Annotated in this window: 19 protein-coding genes; 7 read left to right on the plus strand and 12 right to left on the minus strand. The window is 66.1% G+C overall.

The window, feature by feature from the left end; all coding sequences use genetic code 11:
* Window positions 1–28 precede the first annotated feature (28 nt).
* A complete protein-coding gene (locus Q0Q02_RS00115; protein ID WP_293806024.1) occupies window positions 29–952 on the plus strand; it encodes a DMT family transporter in 924 nt (307 codons plus the stop codon).
* Window positions 953–1,163: 211 nt separating this feature from the next.
* Here the strand turns inward: Q0Q02_RS00115 and Q0Q02_RS00120 are convergent, their stop codons facing one another.
* From Q0Q02_RS00120 to Q0Q02_RS00130, 3 genes are all read right to left on the minus strand, one after another.
* A complete protein-coding gene (locus tag Q0Q02_RS00120) occupies window positions 1,164–3,122 on the minus strand; it encodes a potassium transporter Kup (RefSeq protein WP_293806025.1) in 1,959 nt (652 codons plus the stop codon).
* Between the two features lie 78 nt (window positions 3,123–3,200).
* Window positions 3,201–4,475: a flavodoxin-dependent (E)-4-hydroxy-3-methylbut-2-enyl-diphosphate synthase gene (gene ispG, locus Q0Q02_RS00125; RefSeq protein ID WP_293806026.1), complete on the minus strand. Its 1,275-nt coding sequence runs from the start codon at window positions 4,473–4,475 to the stop codon at window positions 3,201–3,203.
* Window positions 4,476–4,487: 12 nt separating this feature from the next.
* The gene (locus tag Q0Q02_RS00130) at window positions 4,488–5,030 is read right to left on the minus strand and encodes a transcriptional repressor (RefSeq protein ID WP_293806027.1); all 543 of its coding nucleotides are present in this window, start codon (window positions 5,028–5,030) and stop codon (window positions 4,488–4,490) included.
* 112 nt (window positions 5,031–5,142) lie between these two features.
* On the opposite strand from Q0Q02_RS00130, the gene Q0Q02_RS00135 reads away from it, so the two are divergent.
* From Q0Q02_RS00135 to Q0Q02_RS00145, 3 genes are all read left to right on the plus strand, one after another.
* Window positions 5,143–5,928, plus strand: a complete 786-nt coding sequence (locus tag Q0Q02_RS00135; RefSeq protein WP_293806028.1) for a 3-hydroxybutyrate dehydrogenase — start codon at window positions 5,143–5,145, stop codon at window positions 5,926–5,928.
* Entirely contained in the window at window positions 5,925–6,998 is a 1,074-nt protein-coding gene (locus tag Q0Q02_RS00140) for a patatin-like phospholipase family protein (RefSeq protein ID WP_293806029.1), read from the plus strand. The genes Q0Q02_RS00135 and Q0Q02_RS00140 overlap by 4 nt, the downstream gene beginning before the upstream one ends.
* Window positions 6,999–7,278: 280 nt before the next feature.
* Window positions 7,279–7,695, plus strand: coding sequence for a DUF3830 family protein (locus tag Q0Q02_RS00145; RefSeq protein ID WP_047578809.1), 417 nt, complete (start codon window positions 7,279–7,281; stop codon window positions 7,693–7,695).
* 56 nt (window positions 7,696–7,751) lie between these two features.
* Here the strand turns inward: Q0Q02_RS00145 and ybaL are convergent, their stop codons facing one another.
* Both ybaL and Q0Q02_RS00155 read right to left on the minus strand, forming a co-directional pair.
* A complete protein-coding gene (ybaL, locus tag Q0Q02_RS00150; protein WP_293806030.1) occupies window positions 7,752–9,611 on the minus strand; it encodes a YbaL family putative K(+) efflux transporter in 1,860 nt (619 codons plus the stop codon).
* A 150-nt stretch (window positions 9,612–9,761) separates the two neighbouring features.
* Window positions 9,762–10,082 carry a polyhydroxyalkanoic acid system family protein gene (locus Q0Q02_RS00155; protein ID WP_293806031.1) on the minus strand — a complete coding sequence of 107 codons (321 nt, stop codon included), beginning with the start codon at window positions 10,080–10,082 and terminating at the stop codon, window positions 9,762–9,764.
* A gap of 151 nt (window positions 10,083–10,233) precedes the next feature.
* On the opposite strand from Q0Q02_RS00155, the gene Q0Q02_RS00160 reads away from it, so the two are divergent.
* Window positions 10,234–10,599 carry a YkvA family protein gene (locus Q0Q02_RS00160; protein ID WP_293806260.1) on the plus strand — a complete coding sequence of 122 codons (366 nt, stop codon included), beginning with the start codon at window positions 10,234–10,236 and terminating at the stop codon, window positions 10,597–10,599.
* An 88-nt stretch (window positions 10,600–10,687) separates the two neighbouring features.
* Here the strand turns inward: Q0Q02_RS00160 and Q0Q02_RS00165 are convergent, their stop codons facing one another.
* Complete coding sequence (locus Q0Q02_RS00165) at window positions 10,688–10,897, minus strand: hypothetical protein (protein ID WP_293806032.1); 210 nt, start codon at window positions 10,895–10,897, stop codon at window positions 10,688–10,690.
* 175 nt (window positions 10,898–11,072) lie between these two features.
* Here Q0Q02_RS00165 and Q0Q02_RS00170 point away from each other — a divergent pair, with 175 nt between their 5' ends.
* Entirely contained in the window at window positions 11,073–11,735 is a 663-nt protein-coding gene (locus Q0Q02_RS00170; protein WP_293806033.1) for a hypothetical protein, read from the plus strand.
* Window positions 11,736–11,840: 105 nt separating this feature from the next.
* On the opposite strand, the gene Q0Q02_RS00175 is transcribed toward Q0Q02_RS00170, so the two are convergent.
* Entirely contained in the window at window positions 11,841–12,143 is a 303-nt protein-coding gene (locus tag Q0Q02_RS00175; RefSeq protein ID WP_293806034.1) for a hypothetical protein, read from the minus strand.
* A gap of 255 nt (window positions 12,144–12,398) precedes the next feature.
* Between Q0Q02_RS00175 and Q0Q02_RS00180 the strand changes: the two genes are divergently transcribed.
* Window positions 12,399–12,707 (plus strand): hypothetical protein, encoded by a 309-nt coding sequence (locus Q0Q02_RS00180; protein WP_293806035.1) that lies wholly within the window; start codon window positions 12,399–12,401, stop codon window positions 12,705–12,707.
* A gap of 164 nt (window positions 12,708–12,871) precedes the next feature.
* Here the strand turns inward: Q0Q02_RS00180 and iolB are convergent, their stop codons facing one another.
* The 5 genes from iolB to Q0Q02_RS00205 form a co-directional block, all read right to left on the minus strand.
* Window positions 12,872–13,669, minus strand: a complete 798-nt coding sequence (gene iolB / locus Q0Q02_RS00185; protein ID WP_293806036.1) for a 5-deoxy-glucuronate isomerase — start codon at window positions 13,667–13,669, stop codon at window positions 12,872–12,874.
* Between the two features lie 157 nt (window positions 13,670–13,826).
* Complete coding sequence (iolE, locus tag Q0Q02_RS00190; protein ID WP_293806037.1) at window positions 13,827–14,711, minus strand: myo-inosose-2 dehydratase; 885 nt, start codon at window positions 14,709–14,711, stop codon at window positions 13,827–13,829.
* A 128-nt stretch (window positions 14,712–14,839) separates the two neighbouring features.
* Window positions 14,840–16,690, minus strand: coding sequence for a 3D-(3,5/4)-trihydroxycyclohexane-1,2-dione acylhydrolase (decyclizing) (gene iolD / locus Q0Q02_RS00195; protein ID WP_293806038.1), 1,851 nt, complete (start codon window positions 16,688–16,690; stop codon window positions 14,840–14,842).
* A 21-nt stretch (window positions 16,691–16,711) separates the two neighbouring features.
* Window positions 16,712–18,646, minus strand: a complete 1,935-nt coding sequence (gene iolC, locus Q0Q02_RS00200; protein WP_293806039.1) for a 5-dehydro-2-deoxygluconokinase — start codon at window positions 18,644–18,646, stop codon at window positions 16,712–16,714.
* A 107-nt stretch (window positions 18,647–18,753) separates the two neighbouring features.
* Window positions 18,754–19,623, minus strand: coding sequence for a MurR/RpiR family transcriptional regulator (locus Q0Q02_RS00205; protein ID WP_293806040.1), 870 nt, complete (start codon window positions 19,621–19,623; stop codon window positions 18,754–18,756).
* Window positions 19,624–19,691: the final 68 nt, after the last annotated feature.

Raw genomic sequence — 19,691 nt, forward strand, 5'->3', positions numbered from 1 at the left:
TCATTCCTCCAGAGCATGGCGAGACTCCGTGTCCTCCCCTTCAGTGGCGCCTTCCGAGACGGGCCGCGCGCGCATGGCTGCGATCGGCCTGATGTGCGCGGCCGTCCTGCTGTTCTCGATGCTGGATACCAGCGCGAAATGGCTAGGCCAGTCGATGAACCCGCTGCAAGTGGTGTTCGCGCGCTATGCCGGCAGCATGATCATGGTGTTTGCCCTGATCAACCCCTGGACGCATCCCGGCGTGCTGCGCACCAAGCGGCCCTGGCTGCAGTGGGGCCGATCGCTGCTCCTGCTCGGCTCGACGGCGCTGAACTTCATCGCGCTGCGCTATCTTCAGCTGGCCGAGACGATCTCGATCATGTTCGCGACACCGTTGCTGGTGGCATTGGCCTCCGGACCGTTGCTCGGGGAATGGCCCGGGCCTCGGCGGTTGGCCGCGATCGGCGTCGGCTTCATCGGCGTGCTGGTGGTGACGCGACCGGGGATTGGCGGCATGCATCCGGCGGCGCTGCTCAGCGTCATGGGCTGCCTGTGCTACGCCTTCTATTCCCTGTCGACCCGCATGCTCTCCGGCCATGATTCATCGGAAACGACGATGATCTATTCCGGCGCGGCGGGGACATTGGCGACCATTCCGCTCCTGCCCTGGATCTGGGAAACGCCGCAGACGCTGTTGCCCTGGTTCCTGATGATCGCCGTCGGCGCGCTCGGCGGCTTCGGTCACTGGCTCCTGATCCTGGCGCATCGGTTGGCGCCGGCTACCGTGCTGGCGCCTTTCATCTATTCGCAGATCGTCTGGATGCTGCTGCTCGGCTGGCTGGTCTTCGACCAGTTGCCGGACCTCTGGACCTTCGTCGGTGCCGGCATCGTGATCGCGTCGGGTCTCTACCTGCTCTATCGGGAGCGGGTGCGGCGTGTGCCGCAGGAAGCGGCTTCGGCACGACTGGACTGAGAGACCACTCGGCAACTCTACTGCGGCGGTCGACTGACGGCGTTTTCTGCGCTTCCGGTGCTCACGTACTGTAGTACGCTCCGCTCCGGTTCTCGAAAGCACCGCCATTCGACTCCCCGCAGCGACTTGCCAAGCAGTCTCTGCGGCGCGCTATTTGCTTTTTCCGGACTGATTTTCTTGGCAATGCCCCCGAATGACGGCTTGAACGCCGTCAGACCGTGACCTGCGTGCCGACCTCGACGACGCGGCCGGTCGGGATCTGGAAGAAGTCCGTCGCGTCGGTCGCGCTCTTGGTCAGGCCGATGAAGAGATTGTCCTGCCAGATCGGCATGCCCGATTGCGGCGAGGCCTTGATCGAGCGGCGCGACAGGAAGAACGAGGTCGACATGATGTCGAACTTGAAGCCCTGCTTGCGCAGCATGGCCAGGCCCTTCGGTACGTTCGGGCTTTCCATATAGCCATAGACCATGTCGACCCGCCAGAAATCGTCGGTGATGCGGGCGAGGCGCACGCGTTCCTCGTCGACGACGCGGGGTGTGTCGGCCGAGCGCACGGTCAGGACGACGTTACGCTCGTGCAGCACCTTGTTGTGCTTGAGGTTGTGCAGCAACGAGGCCGGCGCGGTCTCCGGGTCGCTGGTCAGGAAGACGGCCATGCCCTTCACGCGCGCGGGCGGGCTCTTCGAGAGCATGGTGACGAGTTCGAGCAGCGGCACATCGGTCTTGCGGGTCTTGTCGAACAGGATCTTGGTGCCGCGCATCCAGGTCCACATCACCAGCGTCAGGCCCATGGCGAGCAGCACCGGCACATAACCGCCATGGAGCAGCTTCAGCATGTTGGCCGAGAAGAAGGAAACGTCGACGAGCAGGAAGGGCAGGATGAGCGCGCCGGTCGCCAGCGGGCTCCAGCCCCAGTGGCGGCGGATGACGATGGCCGCGAGCATCGACGAGACCACCATCGTACCGAAGACCGAGATGCCATAGGCATGCGACAGGCTCGACGACGTCCGGAACGACCAGACCAGGATCAGCACCACGACGAGCAGCAGCAGGTTGACGCGCGGCACGTAGATCTGGCCGGAGGTCTGCTCGGAGGTGTGGCGGATCTCCATGCGCGGCAGCAGGCCGAGCTGGATCGCCTGCCGGGTCAGCGAGAAGGCGCCGGTGATGACCGACTGGCTGGCGATGATCGTCGCGACCGTCGCCATGATCACGAAGGGCAGCAGCAGGCCCTGCGGCGCGAGGCGGTAGAACGGATTGTCAATCGCGGTCGGGTCGGAGAGGATCAGCGCGCCCTGGCCGAGATAGTTGAGCCACAAGGCCGGGAAGACGACATAGAGCCAGGCGCCGCGGATCGGGCCGCGGCCGAAATGGCCCATGTCGCCATAGAGCGCCTCGGCGCCCGTCACCGCCAGGCAGACCGAGCCGAGCACGGCGAGCGACACGCCGGCATGATCGCGGAAGAAGAGCAGCGCGTACCAGGGGTTGATCGAGCGGAAGACGCTGAGATCGTCAGCGATATGATAGATGCCGAGCCCCGCGAGCGTGAGGAACCAGACCAGCATGATCGGCCCGAACAGGGTCGCGACGCGGTGGGTGCCGTGGCTCTGCATGACGAACAGGCCGATCAGAATCACCGAGGCGATCCAGAGGATGTAGTCGTCGAGCGCCGGCGTGATCAGCTTCACGCCCTCGATCGCCGAGAGGACCGAGATTGCCGGGGTGATCACGGTGTCGCCGTAGAACAGGCCGGCGCCGATCATGCCGAGCAGCAGGACGACATGGCTGCGGGCGCGGCCGAGGCTGCGCTGGGCCAGCGCGACGAGGGTGAGGATGCCACCTTCGCCGTTATTGTCGGCGCGCATCAGCAGCACGACATATTTCAGGGTCACGACGATGACGAGCGACCAGAGGATCAGCGAGAGCACGCCGATGACCACGCTCGGGGGAACCGCAGCATTTTCGGCACCGCCGGTCGCGGCGAGAATCGTTTCGCGCAGCGCGTAGAGCGGGCTCGTGCCGATATCGCCGTAGACGACGCCGAGTGCACCCAGCGCCAGCGCGGCGAAGCCATGCTTGCCGTGGCCGCCATTCTGGTCATGGCTGGCGTCAAGCCCGAAGCGTGAATCCTCCGGCCGAACGGTCGCAGGATTCGGGTTCTCATGCCCCATCAGGGATCTCCGCACATGCTGCGGCGCAGCGAAAGGCCGGGGCCTCTAACACGTTGCGGGCGGCACGCAAAGGCGGGATCAGCCGCTGGTACCGAGACCGACGCCGAAGCGCCGCTCGACATAGGTCGCGACCATGCTCTTGAATTCGGCGGCGATGCCGGCGCCGCGGAGCGTCGCGACCTTCTTGCCGTCGACGAAGACCGGGGCCGTCGGCGCCTCGCCGGTGCCGGGCAGCGAGATGCCGATATCGGCATGCTTGGACTCGCCGGGGCCGTTGACGATGCAGCCCATGACCGCGACGTTGAGGTTCTCGACGCCGGGATAGCGTGTCTTCCATTCGGGCATGGAGGTGGAAATCCAGTTCTGGATATCCCGCGCCAGCTCCTGGAAGACGGTCGAGGTGGTGCGGCCGCAGCCGGGGCAGGCGGCTACCAGCGGCACGAAGGCGCGGAAGCCCATGGTCTGGAGCAGTTCCTGCGCCGTCCTGACCTCGAGCGTGCGGTCGCCGCCGGGCTCGGGCGTCAGCGAATAGCGGATGGTGTCGCCGATGCCTTCCTGCAGAAGGATGCCGAGCGCGGCCGAGGAGGCGACGATGCCCTTCGAGCCCATGCCGGCCTCGGTCAGGCCGAGATGGATGGCGTAGTCCGCGCGGCTCGCCAGCATGCGGTAGACCGTGATCAGGTCCTGCACGCCTGAGACCTTGGCGGAGAGGATGATGTATTCGCGGCCAAGGCCGAGCTCCTCGGCGCGTTCGGCCGAGAGCAGGGCCGATTGCACCATCGCCTCGCGCATGATGGCGCGGGCGTCGAGCGGGCGCAGGGCGCGCGCGTTCTCGTCCATCAACGCGGTCAGGAGTTCCTGGTCGAGCGAGCCCCAGTTGGCGCCGATGCGCACCGGCTTGCTGTGCTTGATCGCAAGCTCGATGATCTGGCTGAACTGCTTGTCCTTCTTGTCCTTGAAGCCGACATTGCCGGGATTGATCCGGTATTTCGCCAGCGCCTCGGCGCAGGCCGGATGGTCGCTCAGCAGCTTGTGGCCGATATAGTGGAAGTCGCCGACCAGCGGCACGTCGACGCCGATGCGGTCGAGCCGCTCGCGGATCTTCGGCACGGCGGCTGCCGCCTCGTCGCGGTCGACGGTGATGCGGACGAGTTCGGAACCCTGCCGGGCGAGCGCCGCGACCTGCGCCACCGTCGCCGCGATATCGGCGGTGTCGGTATTGGTCATCGACTGCACGACGATGGGCGCGCCGCCGCCGACCGTGACATGGCCGACCTTGACGGGGACGGTGAGCTGGCGGCCCAGCGGGCCGGCGCGTTCCGGCGTCAGATAGGAAAAGGCGCGCTCATTCATGCGGGCTCTCTATCATGATCCGGCATTCCGGCAATGCTCGCAGAGCCCGACGATCTCGACCATCTGGTGCGAGGGAGAGAATTGCCGGTTTTCCGCGATCGCCGCCACCGCTTTCTTCATGGCGGGCGAGGAATCCTCGTCGACCCCGCCGCAGGCCTCGCAGATCAGGAAGGCGACGACCTCGTTCGCGCCATGGCCGTGCAGGCAGGCGATATAGGCGTTCTTCGACGAGAGGCGGTGGACGAAGCCCTGCTCGACCAGAAAATCGAGGGCGCGATAGATCGAGATCGGCGCGAGCCGCCGGCCGCCGGCCGGCGAGATGCGGTCGGCCAGATCATAGGCGCCGACGGGGCGATGGTCGGCATGGAGGGCTTCCAGCGCCTGCCGCCGGATCGGCGTCAGGCGCAGACCCCGTTCGCGGCAGATGCGCTCGGCGCGCGCGAGGGCATCCGCCGCGTGGCGGCGGTGATCCTCGGCATGGCGGCAGGCCTGCCCGTCATGTGTGTGGTGCACATGGTCGTCATGCATATGCGCGTCTGACTGCATTTTCGTCATGTTGCGTTGCGAAGGGTCATCGGGCAACGTGCGGCGATATCCGGCCGTTCCATTGCCCTGTCTGGCCCGAACCTAAGCATTTTCTTCCCGATTGTCAGGAGCCTTGACGCTCATGTTCCTCAAAGACCGTACCGCTGCGATCACCGGCTCGACCTCCGGCATCGGACTGGCCTATGCTCGCGCGCTTGCCGCCGAGGGCGCCAACCTCGTCATCAACGGCATCATGGCGCCGGCTGATGCCGAGAAGCTGCGCACCGATCTGGAGGCGGAATTTGGTATCAAGGTGGTGTTTTCGCCCGCCGACATGACCAAGCCCGCCGAGATCGCCGGCTTCATCGCCGAGGGCGAGAAGGTCTTCGGCGCCATCGACATCCTGGTCAACAATGCCGGCATCCAGTTCGTCTCGCCGATCGACGAGTTCCCGATCGAGAAATGGGACCAGATCATCGCGATCAACCTGTCCTCGGCCTTCCATACGATCCGCGCCGTTCTGCCGAAAATGAAGGAGAAGGGCTGGGGCCGCATCATCAACACCGCCTCGGCGCATGCCTTCGTCGCCTCGCCCTTCAAGTCGGCCTATGTCGCGGCCAAGCATGGCGTTGCCGGCCTGACCAAGACTGTGGCGCTGGAAGTCGCGACCAAGGGCATCACGGTCAATGCGATCGCGCCGGGCTACGTCTGGACGCCGCTGGTCGAGAAGCAGATCCCGGACACGATGAAGGCGCGCGGGCTCACCAAGGAGCAGGTGATCAACGACGTGCTGCTCGATGCCCAGCCGACCAAGCAGTTCGTCACGGTCGAGCAGGTCGCGGCGCTGGCGGTGTTCCTGTGCACGGACTCGGCCAAGTCGATCACCGGGACGACGCTGCCGATGGATGGCGGCTGGACCGCTGCGTGAGCGGCCGCCCGTCCCGCAAGGCCGAACCGGTCAAAGGACTGGTCGGTCCGAAGGCGGAGAAGACGGTTTCGCTCGCGCTGCAGGGCGGAGGCGCGCATGGCGCCTTCACCTGGGGCGTGCTCGACGCCATCCTGGAAGACGGGCGCCTCGGCATCGAGGCGCTGACGGGCACCAGTGCCGGCGCGATGAACGCCGTCGTGCTGGCCGAGGGCTGGATCGATGGCGGCATCGATGGCGCGCGCGCCAAGCTCGAAGCCTTCTGGCGGGCGATCAGCGTCGACGGGAAATATGGCGGCTCGGAGCGTTCGCTGCTCGACACCATGCTTGGCGCCTGGGGCAACAATAACGGCACGCCGCCCGGCATGCTGTTCTTCGAGATGTTCGCGAAGGTGGCGAGCCCCTATGACGTCAATCCGCTCAACATCAACCCGCTACGCGGGGTTGTCGCCGATCTCATCGATTTCGAGAAGGTCAGGGCCTGCGATGTGGTGAAGCTGTTCATCGCGGCGACCAATGTCCGCACCGGCAAGATCGCCGTGTTCGAGCGCAAGGACCTGACCGCCGACCACGTCATGGCCTCGGCCTGCCTGCCGATGGTGTTCCAGGCGGTGGAGATCGACGGCGAGGCCTATTGGGATGGCGGCTATATGGGCAACCCGGCCCTGTATCCGTTGTTCTACCAGGCGCATTGCGACGACATTCTGCTCGTCCAGATCAATCCGATCCAGCGGCGGGAACTGCCGACCAAGGCGCGCGAGATCCAGGATCGGCTGAACGAGATCACCTTCAACGCCTCGCTGCTGCGCGAGCTCCGCGCGATCGATTTCGTCAATCGCCTCGTCGATTCCGGCAAGCTGCCGCGCGAGGAGTACAAGCGCGTGCTGATGCATCGGATCGACGGCGGCCCGCCGCTGGCGGAGCTCGCTTCGTCGTCGCGCATGAATGCGGAATGGTCGTTCCTGCTCAAGCTGCGCGACATGGGCCGCAACGCCGGGCGGCGCTGGCTGAAGCGCAACTACGAGGCGATCGGCAAGACCGGCACGCTCGACCTCAGGGACGCGATCGGCTGAGCGGCTGCCGGCCTGCCAATCTTGCACCGAGCCTCTCCGTCATCCCGGGCTTGACCCGGGATCCATCGAAGGGCGCTGCGCTCTACGATGGATCCCGGATCTCCGCTGCGCTCCGCCCGGGATGACGGCGCGCTTTGGGAAAAGGCGGTGCAAGGGACCCTGACGCCGCCGGTATCCTTCACGTTCCGGCGTCGCAGTTGTTCCGGCAGCGCTCTTGCGCGGGCCGCGGACGTGATGTCATTCAGCGGGTCCGAAACGTTTCCAAGAAGACGGGGATTTCATGAGCAAGCTGATCGTCACCGCCGGGCCGTTCAAGTTCGACGCCAAGTTCGAGTTGGAAGCCGCGCCGAAGACCTGCGCCGCCTTCAAGAAGCAGATGCCGTTCATCAGCAAGATGGTGCATGTGCGCTGGAGCGGCGAGGGCGTCTGGATGCCGCTAGGCGATCTCGATTTCGGCGTCGGCTACGAGAACAACACCGCCTATCCGGCTCCCGGCCACATCATCCTGTATCCGGGCGGCGTCAGCGAGACCGAGATCCTGCTCGCCTATGGCGGCGTGCAGTTTGCCAGCAAGGCCGGCGTGCTCTCCGGCAACCACTTCATCACCCTGACCTCGGGGCTGGAGAACCTCTACACGCTCGGCCGCAAGACGCTCTACGAAGGCGTTCAGGACGTGCGCTTCGACCTCGTCGACTGAACTCGAACAGCGCTTGAATGCGGAAAGGGCGGGGCGCCTTGCGTCCCGCCCTTTGCTTATGCTGCAGCCGGAGGATCGGCCGGCGGGTCTTCCGCCGGCTTGGCCGCTGGTGGCCTGGGAGCCGACAACTCAGCAATGCTCTCGGGCTTCGCCGGCTTGGCGGGAGCGGCAGGCTCGACCGGTGCGGTGCCGCTGAGGTTCTGGCAGAGCGAAAGCATGGCGCGGGCGATCTCGGCCTCGCCCATGATCGTCAGCGTCGCCCCGCATTTGGTGAGATGCGCGACTTCGGCATCGGAATGCGCGCGGGCGACGATCGGCAAGGCCGGGTTCTCGGCGCGGGCCTGTTCGCAGACCTGGCCGGCCTCGAAGCTGCCGGGAATGGCGACAAAGAGGCGCACCGCCCGGCCGACCGCGGCGGCGGAGAGCACCTCGGGGTCGGCGGCGTTGCCGACGAGGAGCTCGGCGCCGTCGCGCTTTGCCGTCTCGACCGCGTCGGGATTGTCCTCGATGACCAGGAGCTTGGCGCCTTGAGAGAGCAGGCCGGCGCCGAGCAGGCTGCCGACGCGGCCATAGCCGACGACGACGATGTGATCGGCAAGGCTGGTCGGGGTGATGTCGCGTTCCGGCGTAGGCTCCGGCTGCGGCTCGGGCGCGGCAGCCTCTGGTTCGCCGGCTTCGGAAGCTGCCGCCGGTTTCGGCTTGGCGGCCGGGGCTTCCGGCGCCAGGCGCTCGGCCAGGGCGAAGATTACGGGGTTGAGCAGGATCGACAGGATCGCGCCGGCGAGGATCAGGTCGCGCCCCTGCGCCGGCAGGATGCCCAAAGCTGTGCCGAGGCCGGCAAGGATGAAGGAGAACTCGCCGATCTGGGCGAGCGAGGCCGAGATCGTCAGGGCCGCGGTCTGCGAGCGGCCGAAGGCACGCATGATCAACCAGGCCGCGACGGATTTGCCGATCAGGATGATGGCGAGCGTGCCGATCAGCGGGCCCGGCGCGCGCAGGAGGATGCCGGGGTCGAACAGCATGCCGACCGAGACGAAGAACAGCACCGCGAAGGCGTCGCGCAGCGGCAGCGTCTCTTCGGCTGCGCGCTGCGAGAGCGGCGATTCCGACAGGATCATGCCGGCGAAGAAGGCGCCGAGCGCGAAGGAGACGCCGAACAGGGTCGCCGCCGCATAGGCGACGCCGAGCGCGACAGCGAGAACCGCCAGCCGGAACAGCTCCCGCGAGCCGGTATGAGCGACCCAGTGCAGCACCCAGGGGATGACGCGCCGGCCGATCAGCAGCATGAAGGCGAGGAAGCCGATGAGCTTGGCGAAGGTCAGGCCAAGGACACCCCAGACGCCGAGGTCGAAGCGGGTGGCGAGCGGCGCGCTGCCGCCGGAGGGCGTGCCGTTGATGATCTCGGCCAGAACCGGCAGCAGCACCAGCGCCAGAACCATCGCGATGTCCTCGACGATCAGCCAGCCGACTGCGATGCGGCCGCGCTCGGTCTGGACCAGCCGCCGCTCCTGCAGCGAACGCAGCAACACGACGGTCGAAGCGGTGGAGAGCGCCAGGCCGAAGACCACGCCTGAAAACCAGCTCCAGCCGAGCAGCCTGCCGAGTCCGAGGCCGAGCAGCGTGGCGATGCCGATCTGAACGATGGCGCCGGGCACGGCGATCGCCCGCACCGAGAGCAGGTCCTTCAGGGAGAAATGCAGGCCGACGCCGAACATCAGCAGGATGACGCCGATCTCTGCCAGCTCGTTGGCGAGGTTCTGGTCGCCGACGAAGCCCGGCGTGAACGGGCCAGCGGCGACGCCGGCGAGAAGGTAGCCGACGAGGGGGGAGATCCGCAGCTTTTGGGCGAGAGCCCCGAAGACGAAAGCCAGGCCTAGGCCCGCGACGATAATGGCGATCAGCGGGCCGTGATGCATGGGTCTCCCGAATCCGAAAGGTCAAGAAATCAAGATTGTTTGAACGATCCGAGCATGGGGTTTCGGGATGGTGATTTCAACCGAAAGGCGTACGACTTTTCAGGCTTTGGTGCCGAAAATTCCGGCCGCCGGGAATGGCGGACGATACGGTCAGGCCTTCGGCTTCTCGAGCAGGATCTGGCCCTGTTTCTCGACGCCGATCTTGAGCTTCTCGGCGAAGACCGCGAGCATCCAGGGCAAGGTCACCTCGACGCGGATCAGCCGCTCCTCGACTTCGACGCGGCCATGGACGGTGTGGCCGAGCGCACCGACGCCGAAATGCAGGGCGTCGCCCTCCCAGCGCTCCTCGACCAATTGCATCCTGACCATGCCGAGCCGGTCGCGGATCTTGTCGACGCCGCCGCGCAGGCGCGCGAGCGCGGCGTCCCGGCCGAGGTCATGCGAGATGGTGATGGAAACGGGTTTGCCCATGTCAGCTCATCGGAACGGGAAGGGGGCCGCTATATGGCCATGAGGCAGGCGCTTTTCCAGCGCTGCCGGACAGTGGAACCTGGCAAGAGTTATCTGCTAACCGGGGCGGGCGCGAGATCGAAGTCCGGAAGGGTCCGTGTTGCTGGAACGAATGAAGCAATGGGCACGCCTGCTCAAGCGGGACGCGCTCGCTCTGTGGATCGCGGCTCGCGACAGCCGGACGCCGTGGCATGCGAAGCTCGCGGCGGGCGCGGTCGCGGCCTATGCCCTCAGCCCGATCGATCTCATTCCGGATTTCATCCCGATCCTCGGTTATCTCGACGACCTGATCATCGTGCCGCTCGGCATCCTTCTGGTGGTCAAGCTCATCCCGGGACCGTTGATGGCCGAGTACCGCACCATCGCGGCAAATCAGGCGAAGCAGACGAGCTATGGCGGGATGATCGCGATCCTGGCGATCTGGATCGGGGGCGCAGTTGCGCTGCTCTGGTGGCTATGGCCGGGCGCACTGTTCTGACTATCGATACCCGCGCATGGAAAAGCCCGCCGAACGGGCGGGCCTGATTGTCCATCGCTTGAACCGGAAACTCCGGTTTTCGTCCGCTTCAGTCACGTTCGTTCAGACGCTTCTGGCCGGACTGGGTGACCCGCCAGATGGTGCCGTCCGACTCGACGAGACCGCGATCCTTCAGGGAATGCAACATCGTTTCGTCGAAGATGAAGTGGCGGGTTTCCTCCTCGATGCTCTCGAGCGCGATCCATTCGGGATCGGAGAGAACGAACGGGTGAGCGATCTGGAGGTGCTGAACATGCATGCGCGTCTCCTTCTCGTTGAATGCCCCTGTTCCCGAAGACGTCGCATCCAATCATGACGCGGTCATGGCCGAAGCCGCGAAGAATCGAGGCCCGGTTGTTTTGTCGCGGCGGGGAACTCGGCCGCGCCCGCTTCGTTCTCTGGCCATCACCCCCTTCAACAACGGAGAGACCGCCATGGCGATCAGCAACAGCTTCCCGCCCGATGTTCCGAAGGCCGGCGATGGGGCCGATGAGGCGATGGGCGCCAGCGTGAGCAGCCTGCGCGGCAAGGCGGCGGAATTCGCCGGCAAGGCTCAGGAGACCATCAAGGAGCATTACGACCGGGCGAAGGAAGCCTGGGGCGAGGCCGAGCCGTTCGAGACCGTCCGCGGCGGCGGGGAGGCGGTGGCACGGACAGTCGAGCGCCATCCGCTCACGGTGCTCGGGCTCGGGGTGATCGGCGCCGGCCTCGTCGCCTGGGCGGCGCTGCGCAGCCGGCCGTCATCGGGCTGGGAACGCTACCAGCCGGATGACGGGCGCTGGCGCGGCTGGCTCCAGGATTACGGCTCCGAGGCAGCCGATGCCGGCAACCGGGCCCTGAAATCGGGCGCTGGCTGGTTGCGTTCGCAGCGCGATGTCGCTGACGATTATGCCGACCGCGCAAGCGACTATGCGGCGACGGCCCGCAGCTACGCCGACAGAGGCGGGCGCATGCTGGCGAAGCGCGCCGAGCGCGAACCGGTGGCACTCGTCGTCGGGCTGGGGCTCGCGGCCTATGTGATCGGTTCGCTGTTGAGTTCGTCTTCGGCCAGCGTGCCGGCCGCGGCTCCGGCGCGCAAGCGGAGCGCCCGCCGCTGACGCTTTCGGGCTTCAGCCCTTCAATGAAAAAGCCCTGCGGCGCGAAACGCCGCAGGGCTCGAATATGTTGAAAGGGTGCCTTCCGAAGGGAAGGCGTCCGCTATCTTACCACCAATAGCCGCCGCGACGACCGTACCAGCCACCGCGGTAATAGGAGCGGTTGTCAGCGGCGATGAGCGCGCCACCGACGACACCGGCGGCCACGCCGGCGGCGACAGCCGAGCCGGCTTCGTTCGAGGCGCGACGGTTCTCGACATAGTTGGCCGAGCGGCACTGCTGATAAGCGCGGGTGCCCGGGCGGAAGCCCTGGGACTCGCAGGTCACTTCGGCGTCGGCCATCGACTCCTGCGCGGTCTGGCAACCGGCGAGAAGAGCGGCCATGGCGCCAACAATCAGAATGCTACGCATATTTTATCCTTTTCAGCCTCCCATTGGCCTGGAGGGAGTTAAGAGCAGCGACGTAGGAAGGTCAAGAATAACGCGGGCTTTGCGTTAAAGTTCGCAGCGTCAAATCGCGACAATTCCGCTGCAATCGTGACGATATCGCTGTTCCCCAGGGAGCGGCAGGAGCGTAGGAGCGGTTTTACGCGGGCTCAGGCTTGCATTTGCGCCAAAGCGGCGGAACATGGGCGGAGACCCGATCAGGACAGCCCGGACGTGACGATGCCCCGCTTTCTCATCCTCCTGCCCGCCCTGCTGCTCGGCGCCTGCGCCTATCACACCTCACGCAGCAGCATCGTCGTGGTGACCGACGCAAAGAGCGTTGTGGAGAATTGCACGAAGCTCGGCGAGATCGACGGGCAGGACAGCGTCCAGTCGATCATGACGATCGACAAGACGCGCGATTCGGTGATCACGCGCCTGAAGATTCGCGCGGCAGAGATGGACGGAACCCATGTCTTCGCCACTGCCGCCGACATCAAGTGGAAGGGGCCCGATACCAAGGGTACCGTCTACAAATGCAACCCTTGAGAGTTAGGCTACGCGACGACCAGAGTGGATCGTCATCCCGGGCTTGACCCGGGATCCATCGCTGAGCGTCGAGCTTTATGCTGGCTTCCGGGTTTGCGCTGCTTTGCAGCTCGTCCGGAATGATGGCTGACTTTGCCGTGGTGCAGCTGACTGGCGAGGAGAGTTCAGCTCTTCAGCAGCCATTCGTGCTCGGCGGCGTTGTGGAACTTCCAGGTCCGCTTCGGGCCGGCCATGACGTTGAGATAATAGAGATCGTAGCCGTGGCAGGTGGCGCAGGGATGATAGCCCTTCGGCACCAGCACGACGTCGCCGTTCTCGATCGCCATGGCCTCGTCGAGGCTGCGATCGTCGGTGTAGACACGCTGGAAGCCAAAACCCTGCGGCGGGTTGAGACGGTGGTAGTAGGTCTCTTCCAGATGGGATTCGCGCGGCAGGTCGTCCCGGTCGTGCTTGTGCGGCGGATAGCTGGAGGTGTTGCCGGCGGGGGTGATGACCTCGACGACGAGCAACGAATCCGCCGGCTCGTTCTCAGGCAGGATATTGGTGACGTGGCGGGTGTTGGAACCCTTGCCGCGGATCTCCTGGCCGAGATCGTTCGGGCTGATGACGCGGATGGGCAGGCCGCCCTTGAGGCCGGGCGCCGTGCAGACGGCGAGTTCGAGATCGGTGGTGGCGGTGACCGACCAGTCCGATCCTTCCGGGAGATAGACCGACCAGGGCTTGCCCTCGAAGGGGCTCATGCGCTGGCCCAGTTCGCCCAATTCCTTGCCGCCGGCGGCGGCCTTGCCCTTGCCGGTGACGAAGACCAGGCAGGCCTCGCGGTTGCCGGTCCTGGCGGAGACGGTCTCGCCCGGCTTCAGGCGATGCAGGTCGAAACCGACATAGGTCCAGCCGGCGCTTTCCGGCGTGACATGGGTGACGTGGCCGTACGTGCCCTGCGGCTTGACCTTGAGATGGGACATGGAATGCTCCTCGGGCCGGAAATCAGCATAGCCCTCATCCTGAGGAGGCCCGGAGGGCCGTCTCAAAGGATGATCCAGGAGGCTCCGGAACCATCTGGAGCATCCTTCGAGACGCCGCCTTCGGCGGCTCCTCAGGATGAGGGCTTGTCAGTTAAACTCAAGCCAGCCCGGCTTCCTTGATGAAGCGGGCGAGATTGGCGTGGCCGAGCTTGGCATAGGTCGCCGGCTCCGCCTTCTTAGGGTCCTGCTCGGCCTCGACCACGATCCAGCCGGAATAGCCCTGCAATTCCTTGAGCACGCGGACATAGTCGATCAGGCCGTCGCCCGGCACCGTGTAGACGCCGGCGAGCACGGATTCGAGGAAGGACCAGTCCTCGCGGTTGGAGCGCCACATCACGGCCTCGCGGATATCCTTGCAATGGACATGGTGGATGCGGGCCTTCCAGTGGCGGGCGATGCGGGCGGGGTCGCCGCCGCCCCAGGTGGCATGGCCGGTATCGAGCAAGAGGCCCACGGCCGGGCTGGTGACACCCATGAACCGGTCGATCTCGGCTTCGGTCTGCACCACCGTGCCCATGTGATGGTGGTAGACGAGTTGCAGGCCGTACTCGGCCTTCACCGCTTCGGCGAAGTTGGTGTAGCGCGCGCCGAAATCGTCCCAGCGGTTCTTCGGCAGCACGGGCCGGGCCGAGAGCGGCTTGGCGATGTCGGAATGGATCGCGTTCGAGGTCTCGGCCGCGATCAGGACCGAGCAGCCCATGTCGCGCAGCAGCGTCGCATGGGCCTTCACGGCGACCATCTCGGCGGCGACGTCGCGGACGAGCAGTTCGGTCGAGTACCAGCCGGAGACCAGCGCGTGGCCATGGGCGTCGAGGATCGGTTTCAGCTTGCTGGCCTCGCGCGGAAACTTGTTGCCGAGCTCCATGCCGGTGAAGCCGGCTTCGTGAGCCTCGCTCAGGCAGGTTTCGAGCGGGATGTCGCCGCCGATCTCCAGCATGTCGTCATTCGACCAGCCGATGGGGTTCGCGCCGATGCGGATCATGTTTCAAGTCTTTCCTGATGGCTGGCTCTGCCGTCATTGCGAGGAGCGCAGCGACGAAGCAATCCAGGGGGACGTAGAGCTCTTCCGCCCCTGGATTGCTTCGCTACGCTCGCAATGACGGCCATGGTTCACTCACCGACGCGCTGCCCTTTGCGCTTCTTGTCGTAATTCGCCCGCGCCGTGCGAACTTCGGCACGCTCGCTGACCTCTGGCACCGCGACATCCCACCAGGCGCCGCCGGCTCCCGTCGAGATCAGCGGGTCGGTGTCGATGACGACGACGGTCGTGCGAGTGTTGCTCTTCGCTTGCGCCAGCGCGCTTTCGAGCTCGGCGATCGAGGCTGCCTTCGTCGCGATCGCGCCCATGCTGGCGGCGTGCTGGACGAAGTCGATCTCCGGCAGCGTCTCGTACCGGGCGTCCCTAAGCAGGTTGTTGAAGCTCTGGCCGCCAGTCGCGTTCTGGAGGCGGTTGATGCAGCCGTAGCCGCGATTGTCGAGCAGGACGATGGTGAGCTTGAGGCCCAGCATCACCGAGGTCGCGATCTCGGAATTGAGCATCAGGTAGGAGCCGTCGCCGACCATGACGACGACCTCCTTGTCGGGCCGCGCCATCTTGGCGCCGAGCCCGCCGGCGATCTCGTAGCCCATGCAGGAGAAGCCGTATTCGGCATGGTAGGAGCCGGGCGCGCCGGCCTGCCAGAGCTTGTGCAATTCGCCGGGCAGGCCGCCCGCCGCATGAAGCAGGATGACGTCGGAGCCCAGCGTGCGCTGGACCGCGCCGATGACCTGCGCATCCGAGGGCAGGGCGGCATTGCTGGCGGCGGTCGCCTTGCCGGCTTCCTTCTGCCAGTCGGCCTTGCCGGCCTTGGCATTAGCGGTCCAGCTCTCAGGCGCCTTCCAGCTGCCGATGGCCTCGGCCAGCTCGGTAAGCCCCTCGCGGGCATCGGCGACAAGGGGCAGGGCGTGGTGCTTGCCGGCGTCGAAGGGCTGCACGTTGAGCCCGACGATCGTCTTTGTGGAGGCGCCGAACAGCGCCCAGGAACCGGTCGTGAAGTCCTGCAGGCGCGTGCCGACAGCCAGGACGAGATCGGCCTCGGCCGCGAGCCGGTTGGCGGCTTCGGTGCCGGTGACGCCGACGGCGGCCATGTTGAGCGGATTGTCGTCGGGCAGGGCGGATTTGCCGCCTTGCGTCTCGCAGACCGGAATGCCGGTCGCGGCCGAGAAACGGGCGAGCTCATCGCTGGCGCCGGAATAGAGCACGCCGCCACCGGCGACGATGAGCGGCTTCTTCGCGGCTTTCAGAGCGTCGGCTGCTGCCTTCAGTTCGTCGCGGTCGGAGCGGGGACGGCGCGGCGTCCAGAGGCGCTCGGCGAAGAAGCTCTCGGGATAGTCGTAAGCTTCGGCCTGCACGTCCTGGCAGAGCGCCAGCGTGACGGGGCCGCATTCGGCCGGGTCGGTCAGGACCTGCATGGCGCGGGTCAGCGCCGGGATGATCTGCTCCGGCCGGGTGATGCGGTCGAAATAGCGCGAGACCGGTCGGAAACAGTCATTGGCCGAGACCGTGCCGTCGCCGAAATCCTCGACCTGTTGGAGCACAGGGTCAGGGATGCGGTTGGCGAAGACGTCGCCCGGCAGCAGCAGCACGGGCAGGCGGTTGACATGGGCGAGTGCCGCGGCGGTGACGAGATTGGTCGCGCCGGGGCCGATCGAGGTGGTCGCGGCCATGAAGCGGCGGCGCATATTGGCCTTGGCGTAAGCGATGGCGGCATGGGCCATGGCCTGCTCATTATGGGCGCGGAAGGTCGGCAGGCGCTCGCGCTCGTGCCAGAGCGCCTCGCCGAGGCCGGCGACATTGCCATGGCCGAAGATCGCCCAGACGCCGCCGAAGATCGGGAGGCGCTCTCCGTCGATCTCGGTCATCTGCGCGGCGAGATAGCGCGTCAGCGCCTGCGCCATGGTGAGGCGGACGGTGCGGGTCATGATGGTCTCCAGGCCGGAAAGCTATGCCGCCTTGCGGCCGCGCGTGGCAAGCCAGAGGCCGGTCAGCGCCTCGAATCGCTCTGCCATGTCGGCGATCGCTGCCTCGTCGTCGAGCTTGCCCGAGAGCCAGCCTTCGGCAGCATTCATGAAGATGGTGCGGCCGACGGCGAAGCCCTTGACGATGGGCGCCGAGGCCGTGGCGGCGAAGCCGGCCTCCAGCTCCTCGGCAGGGGCATCGAGCCCGAGCAGCAGCACGCCGCGGCACCAGGGATCATGCTTCGCGATAGTCTTCTCGATCGCGGCCCAGGCGGCGGGAGAGGATTGCGGCTCCAGCTTCCACCAGTCGGGCTTGATGCCGAGCGCGTAGATCTCTTCGAGCACGCGGGCGATCGTATCGGGGCCAAGCGGGCCGTTCTTGCTGGCGATGATCTCGATCAGCAGTTCGCGGCCGACCTTGCGGGCCGCTTCGAACAGGCCGCGCAGCTTCTCCTGCTGCTCGTGCTTCAGTTCTTCCGGATCGTCCGGGTGGTAGAAGCAGAGCGCCTTGATGCAGTGGTCGACCGGCCATTCCGGCAGGAGCGAACCGATATCCTGGCTCACCTCGAAGCGCAGCGGGCGCGAGCCCGGCAATTCGACCGGGCGGCCGAGCCAGGCGAAGGGATGACGGGCGAATTCGAACATCGCCTCGCGGCCATGCTTCTCGTCGAGCAACATGCCGTAGCCGGGGCGGCCATCGGCGACGCGGGCGGCGGCCTTCACCGCCAGCACCTTGAAATCGCGGATGCGGGCGGGCTCGGCGCCGAGCTTCGCGGCGAGTTCTTCCAATTGCGAGCGATGATCGCAGGCCAGCGTCATCAGGGAGGGGATGTCGCGGCGGCGCGTCGTCGCCCAGTGGATGTGGTTGATGTCGGCGTCCTTGCGCAGCGCTCGATGCGGGCTGCCGTTCTTGAGGAAGTACTGCAACTCCTCGAAAGTCGGGCTTTCCGGCGAGCAGAGCAGGCGCGAGACGGCGAAGGCGCCGCAGGCATTGGCCCAGGTCGCGGCGGTGGCGAGGCTTTCGCCGCCGAGCCAGCCGCGCAGGAAGCCGGACATGAAGGCGTCGCCGGCGCCTAAGACGTTGTAGACCTCGATCGGGAAGCCCTTGCCGACGATGCCGTCCTCAAGGTCGTTGGGAATGGCGCCCTCATAGACGATGCAACCCATCGGGCCGCGCTTGAGCACGATGGTCGCAGGCGTCAGCGAGCGGATCGTCTTCAACGCCGGCAGGAGTTCGTTCTCGCCCGAGGCGATCAGGACTTCCTCTTCCGTACCGATGATGAGGTCGCAGCCGGGCAGGACCGTCTTCATCCGCTCGGAGACGGCCTGCGAGGCGATATAGCGGTTGTCGCCGGCATCATGCCCGGCGAGGCCCCAGAGATTGGGGCGGTAATCGATGTCGAGCACGACCTTGCCGCCGTTCCCGCGCATCAGCTTCATCGCCTTGCGCTGGGCGGCTTCGGGGCCGGGACGGGCGAAATGCGTGCCGGTGACGACGACGGCGCGGGCCTTGGCGATGAAGGCGGGGTCGATATCGCCTTCCTCCAGCGCCATGTCGGCGCAGTTCTCGCGATAGAACAGCAGCGGGAAGGACTTGTCGCTCTCGACCGAGAGGATGGCGAGCGCGGTCAGGCGCTCCGGATCGGTCTTGAGGCCGTCGAGATTCACGCCCTCGCGGGCAAGTTGCTCGCGCAGGAAGCGGCCGAACTGCTCGTTGCCGACGCGGGTGAGCAGGGCAGAGTGCAGGCCGAGCCGGGCCGTGCCGATCGCGATATTGGCCGGGCAGCCGCCGACCGATTTGGCGAAGGAGGTGACATCTTCCAGCCGCGAGCCGATCTGCTGGCCGTAGAGATCGACCGAGGCGCGGCCGATGGTGATGACGTCGAGCGCCTGCGCCGATCCGCCGAGCGGTCCCGTCATGTCTCTCTCCCGGCTGCGCTGGTCATCGGAGCCGAAGGGCTCCCGTTGCCGGAATGAAATAATAATTCCAGCTTTTCGTCAATGCGGAATGTACATTCCCTAGAACCTTAAACGCCTCCGATGCGCCGGCCCTTGCCGCGCCCGGTCCGGCGTGCCTCACCAACGCCGACGGCGAGCGCCATCGACAGCGCCATGGTCGAGGCCAGGGTGCGGAATCCGCCGAAATCCGCCTCGGCGACTTCGAACCAGAGCTTGGCGATGCTGGCGAGCGGAGAGAAGGCGCTGTCGGTGATGGCGACCAGCGGCACGCCGCGTTCGGCGAGGCCGCGCGCGTCCTCGATCGTCGCAGGCGCATAGGGCGAGAAGCTGATGACCAGGACCGCATCCTTCGGCGTGGCGAAGGCGATGATCTCCGGATCGAGGCCGGCGGCCGACTCGACGAGCTGGTTGCGGACTTCGAGCTTGCCGAGCGCATAGGCGAGATAGCTCGCCACCGGATAAGAGCGGCGGCGGGCGAGGATGTAGATCGTCTCGGCGCGCGCGAGCACATCGATCGCGCGGTCGAGCGTCGCCTCATCCAGCGTGCGGCTCATCACGTCGAGCGACTTACGCGAGGCGGTGAGGAAGCCGTCGAGGATGCGATGGTTGCCGGCAGCTGCGTCGTCACCGCCCCGCAGCGTATTGAGGCGCTCCTCATAGCTGGAATTGCGCTCGCGCAGCCGTTCGCGGAAGACGCTTTGCAGGCTGGTGAAGCCGTCGAAACCGAGATGCTGGGCGAAGCGGATCAGGGTGGAGGGCTGGACACCGGCCGAGATCGCGATGCTGGCAGCGGTGCCGAAGGCGATCTCGTCGGGATTGTCGAGAGCATAGGCCGCGATCTGGGCGATACGCTTGGGCAGGCTCTCGCGCTGGGCGAGGATCGATGTGCGCAACTCGTCGAAGTCGCGCGGCAGCTCCGCAACGGCGGTTTCGCTCATTGAAGGATTCTCGTTGCCGTCCCTGTTGCGACAGTTCTGGCAGCGAAGCTGAAATGGAGCAAGCGTTC

Origin of the sequence: uncultured Allobosea sp. (genome assembly GCF_945956895.1) — a bacterium.
GTDB lineage: Bacteria > Pseudomonadota > Alphaproteobacteria > Rhizobiales > Beijerinckiaceae > Allobosea.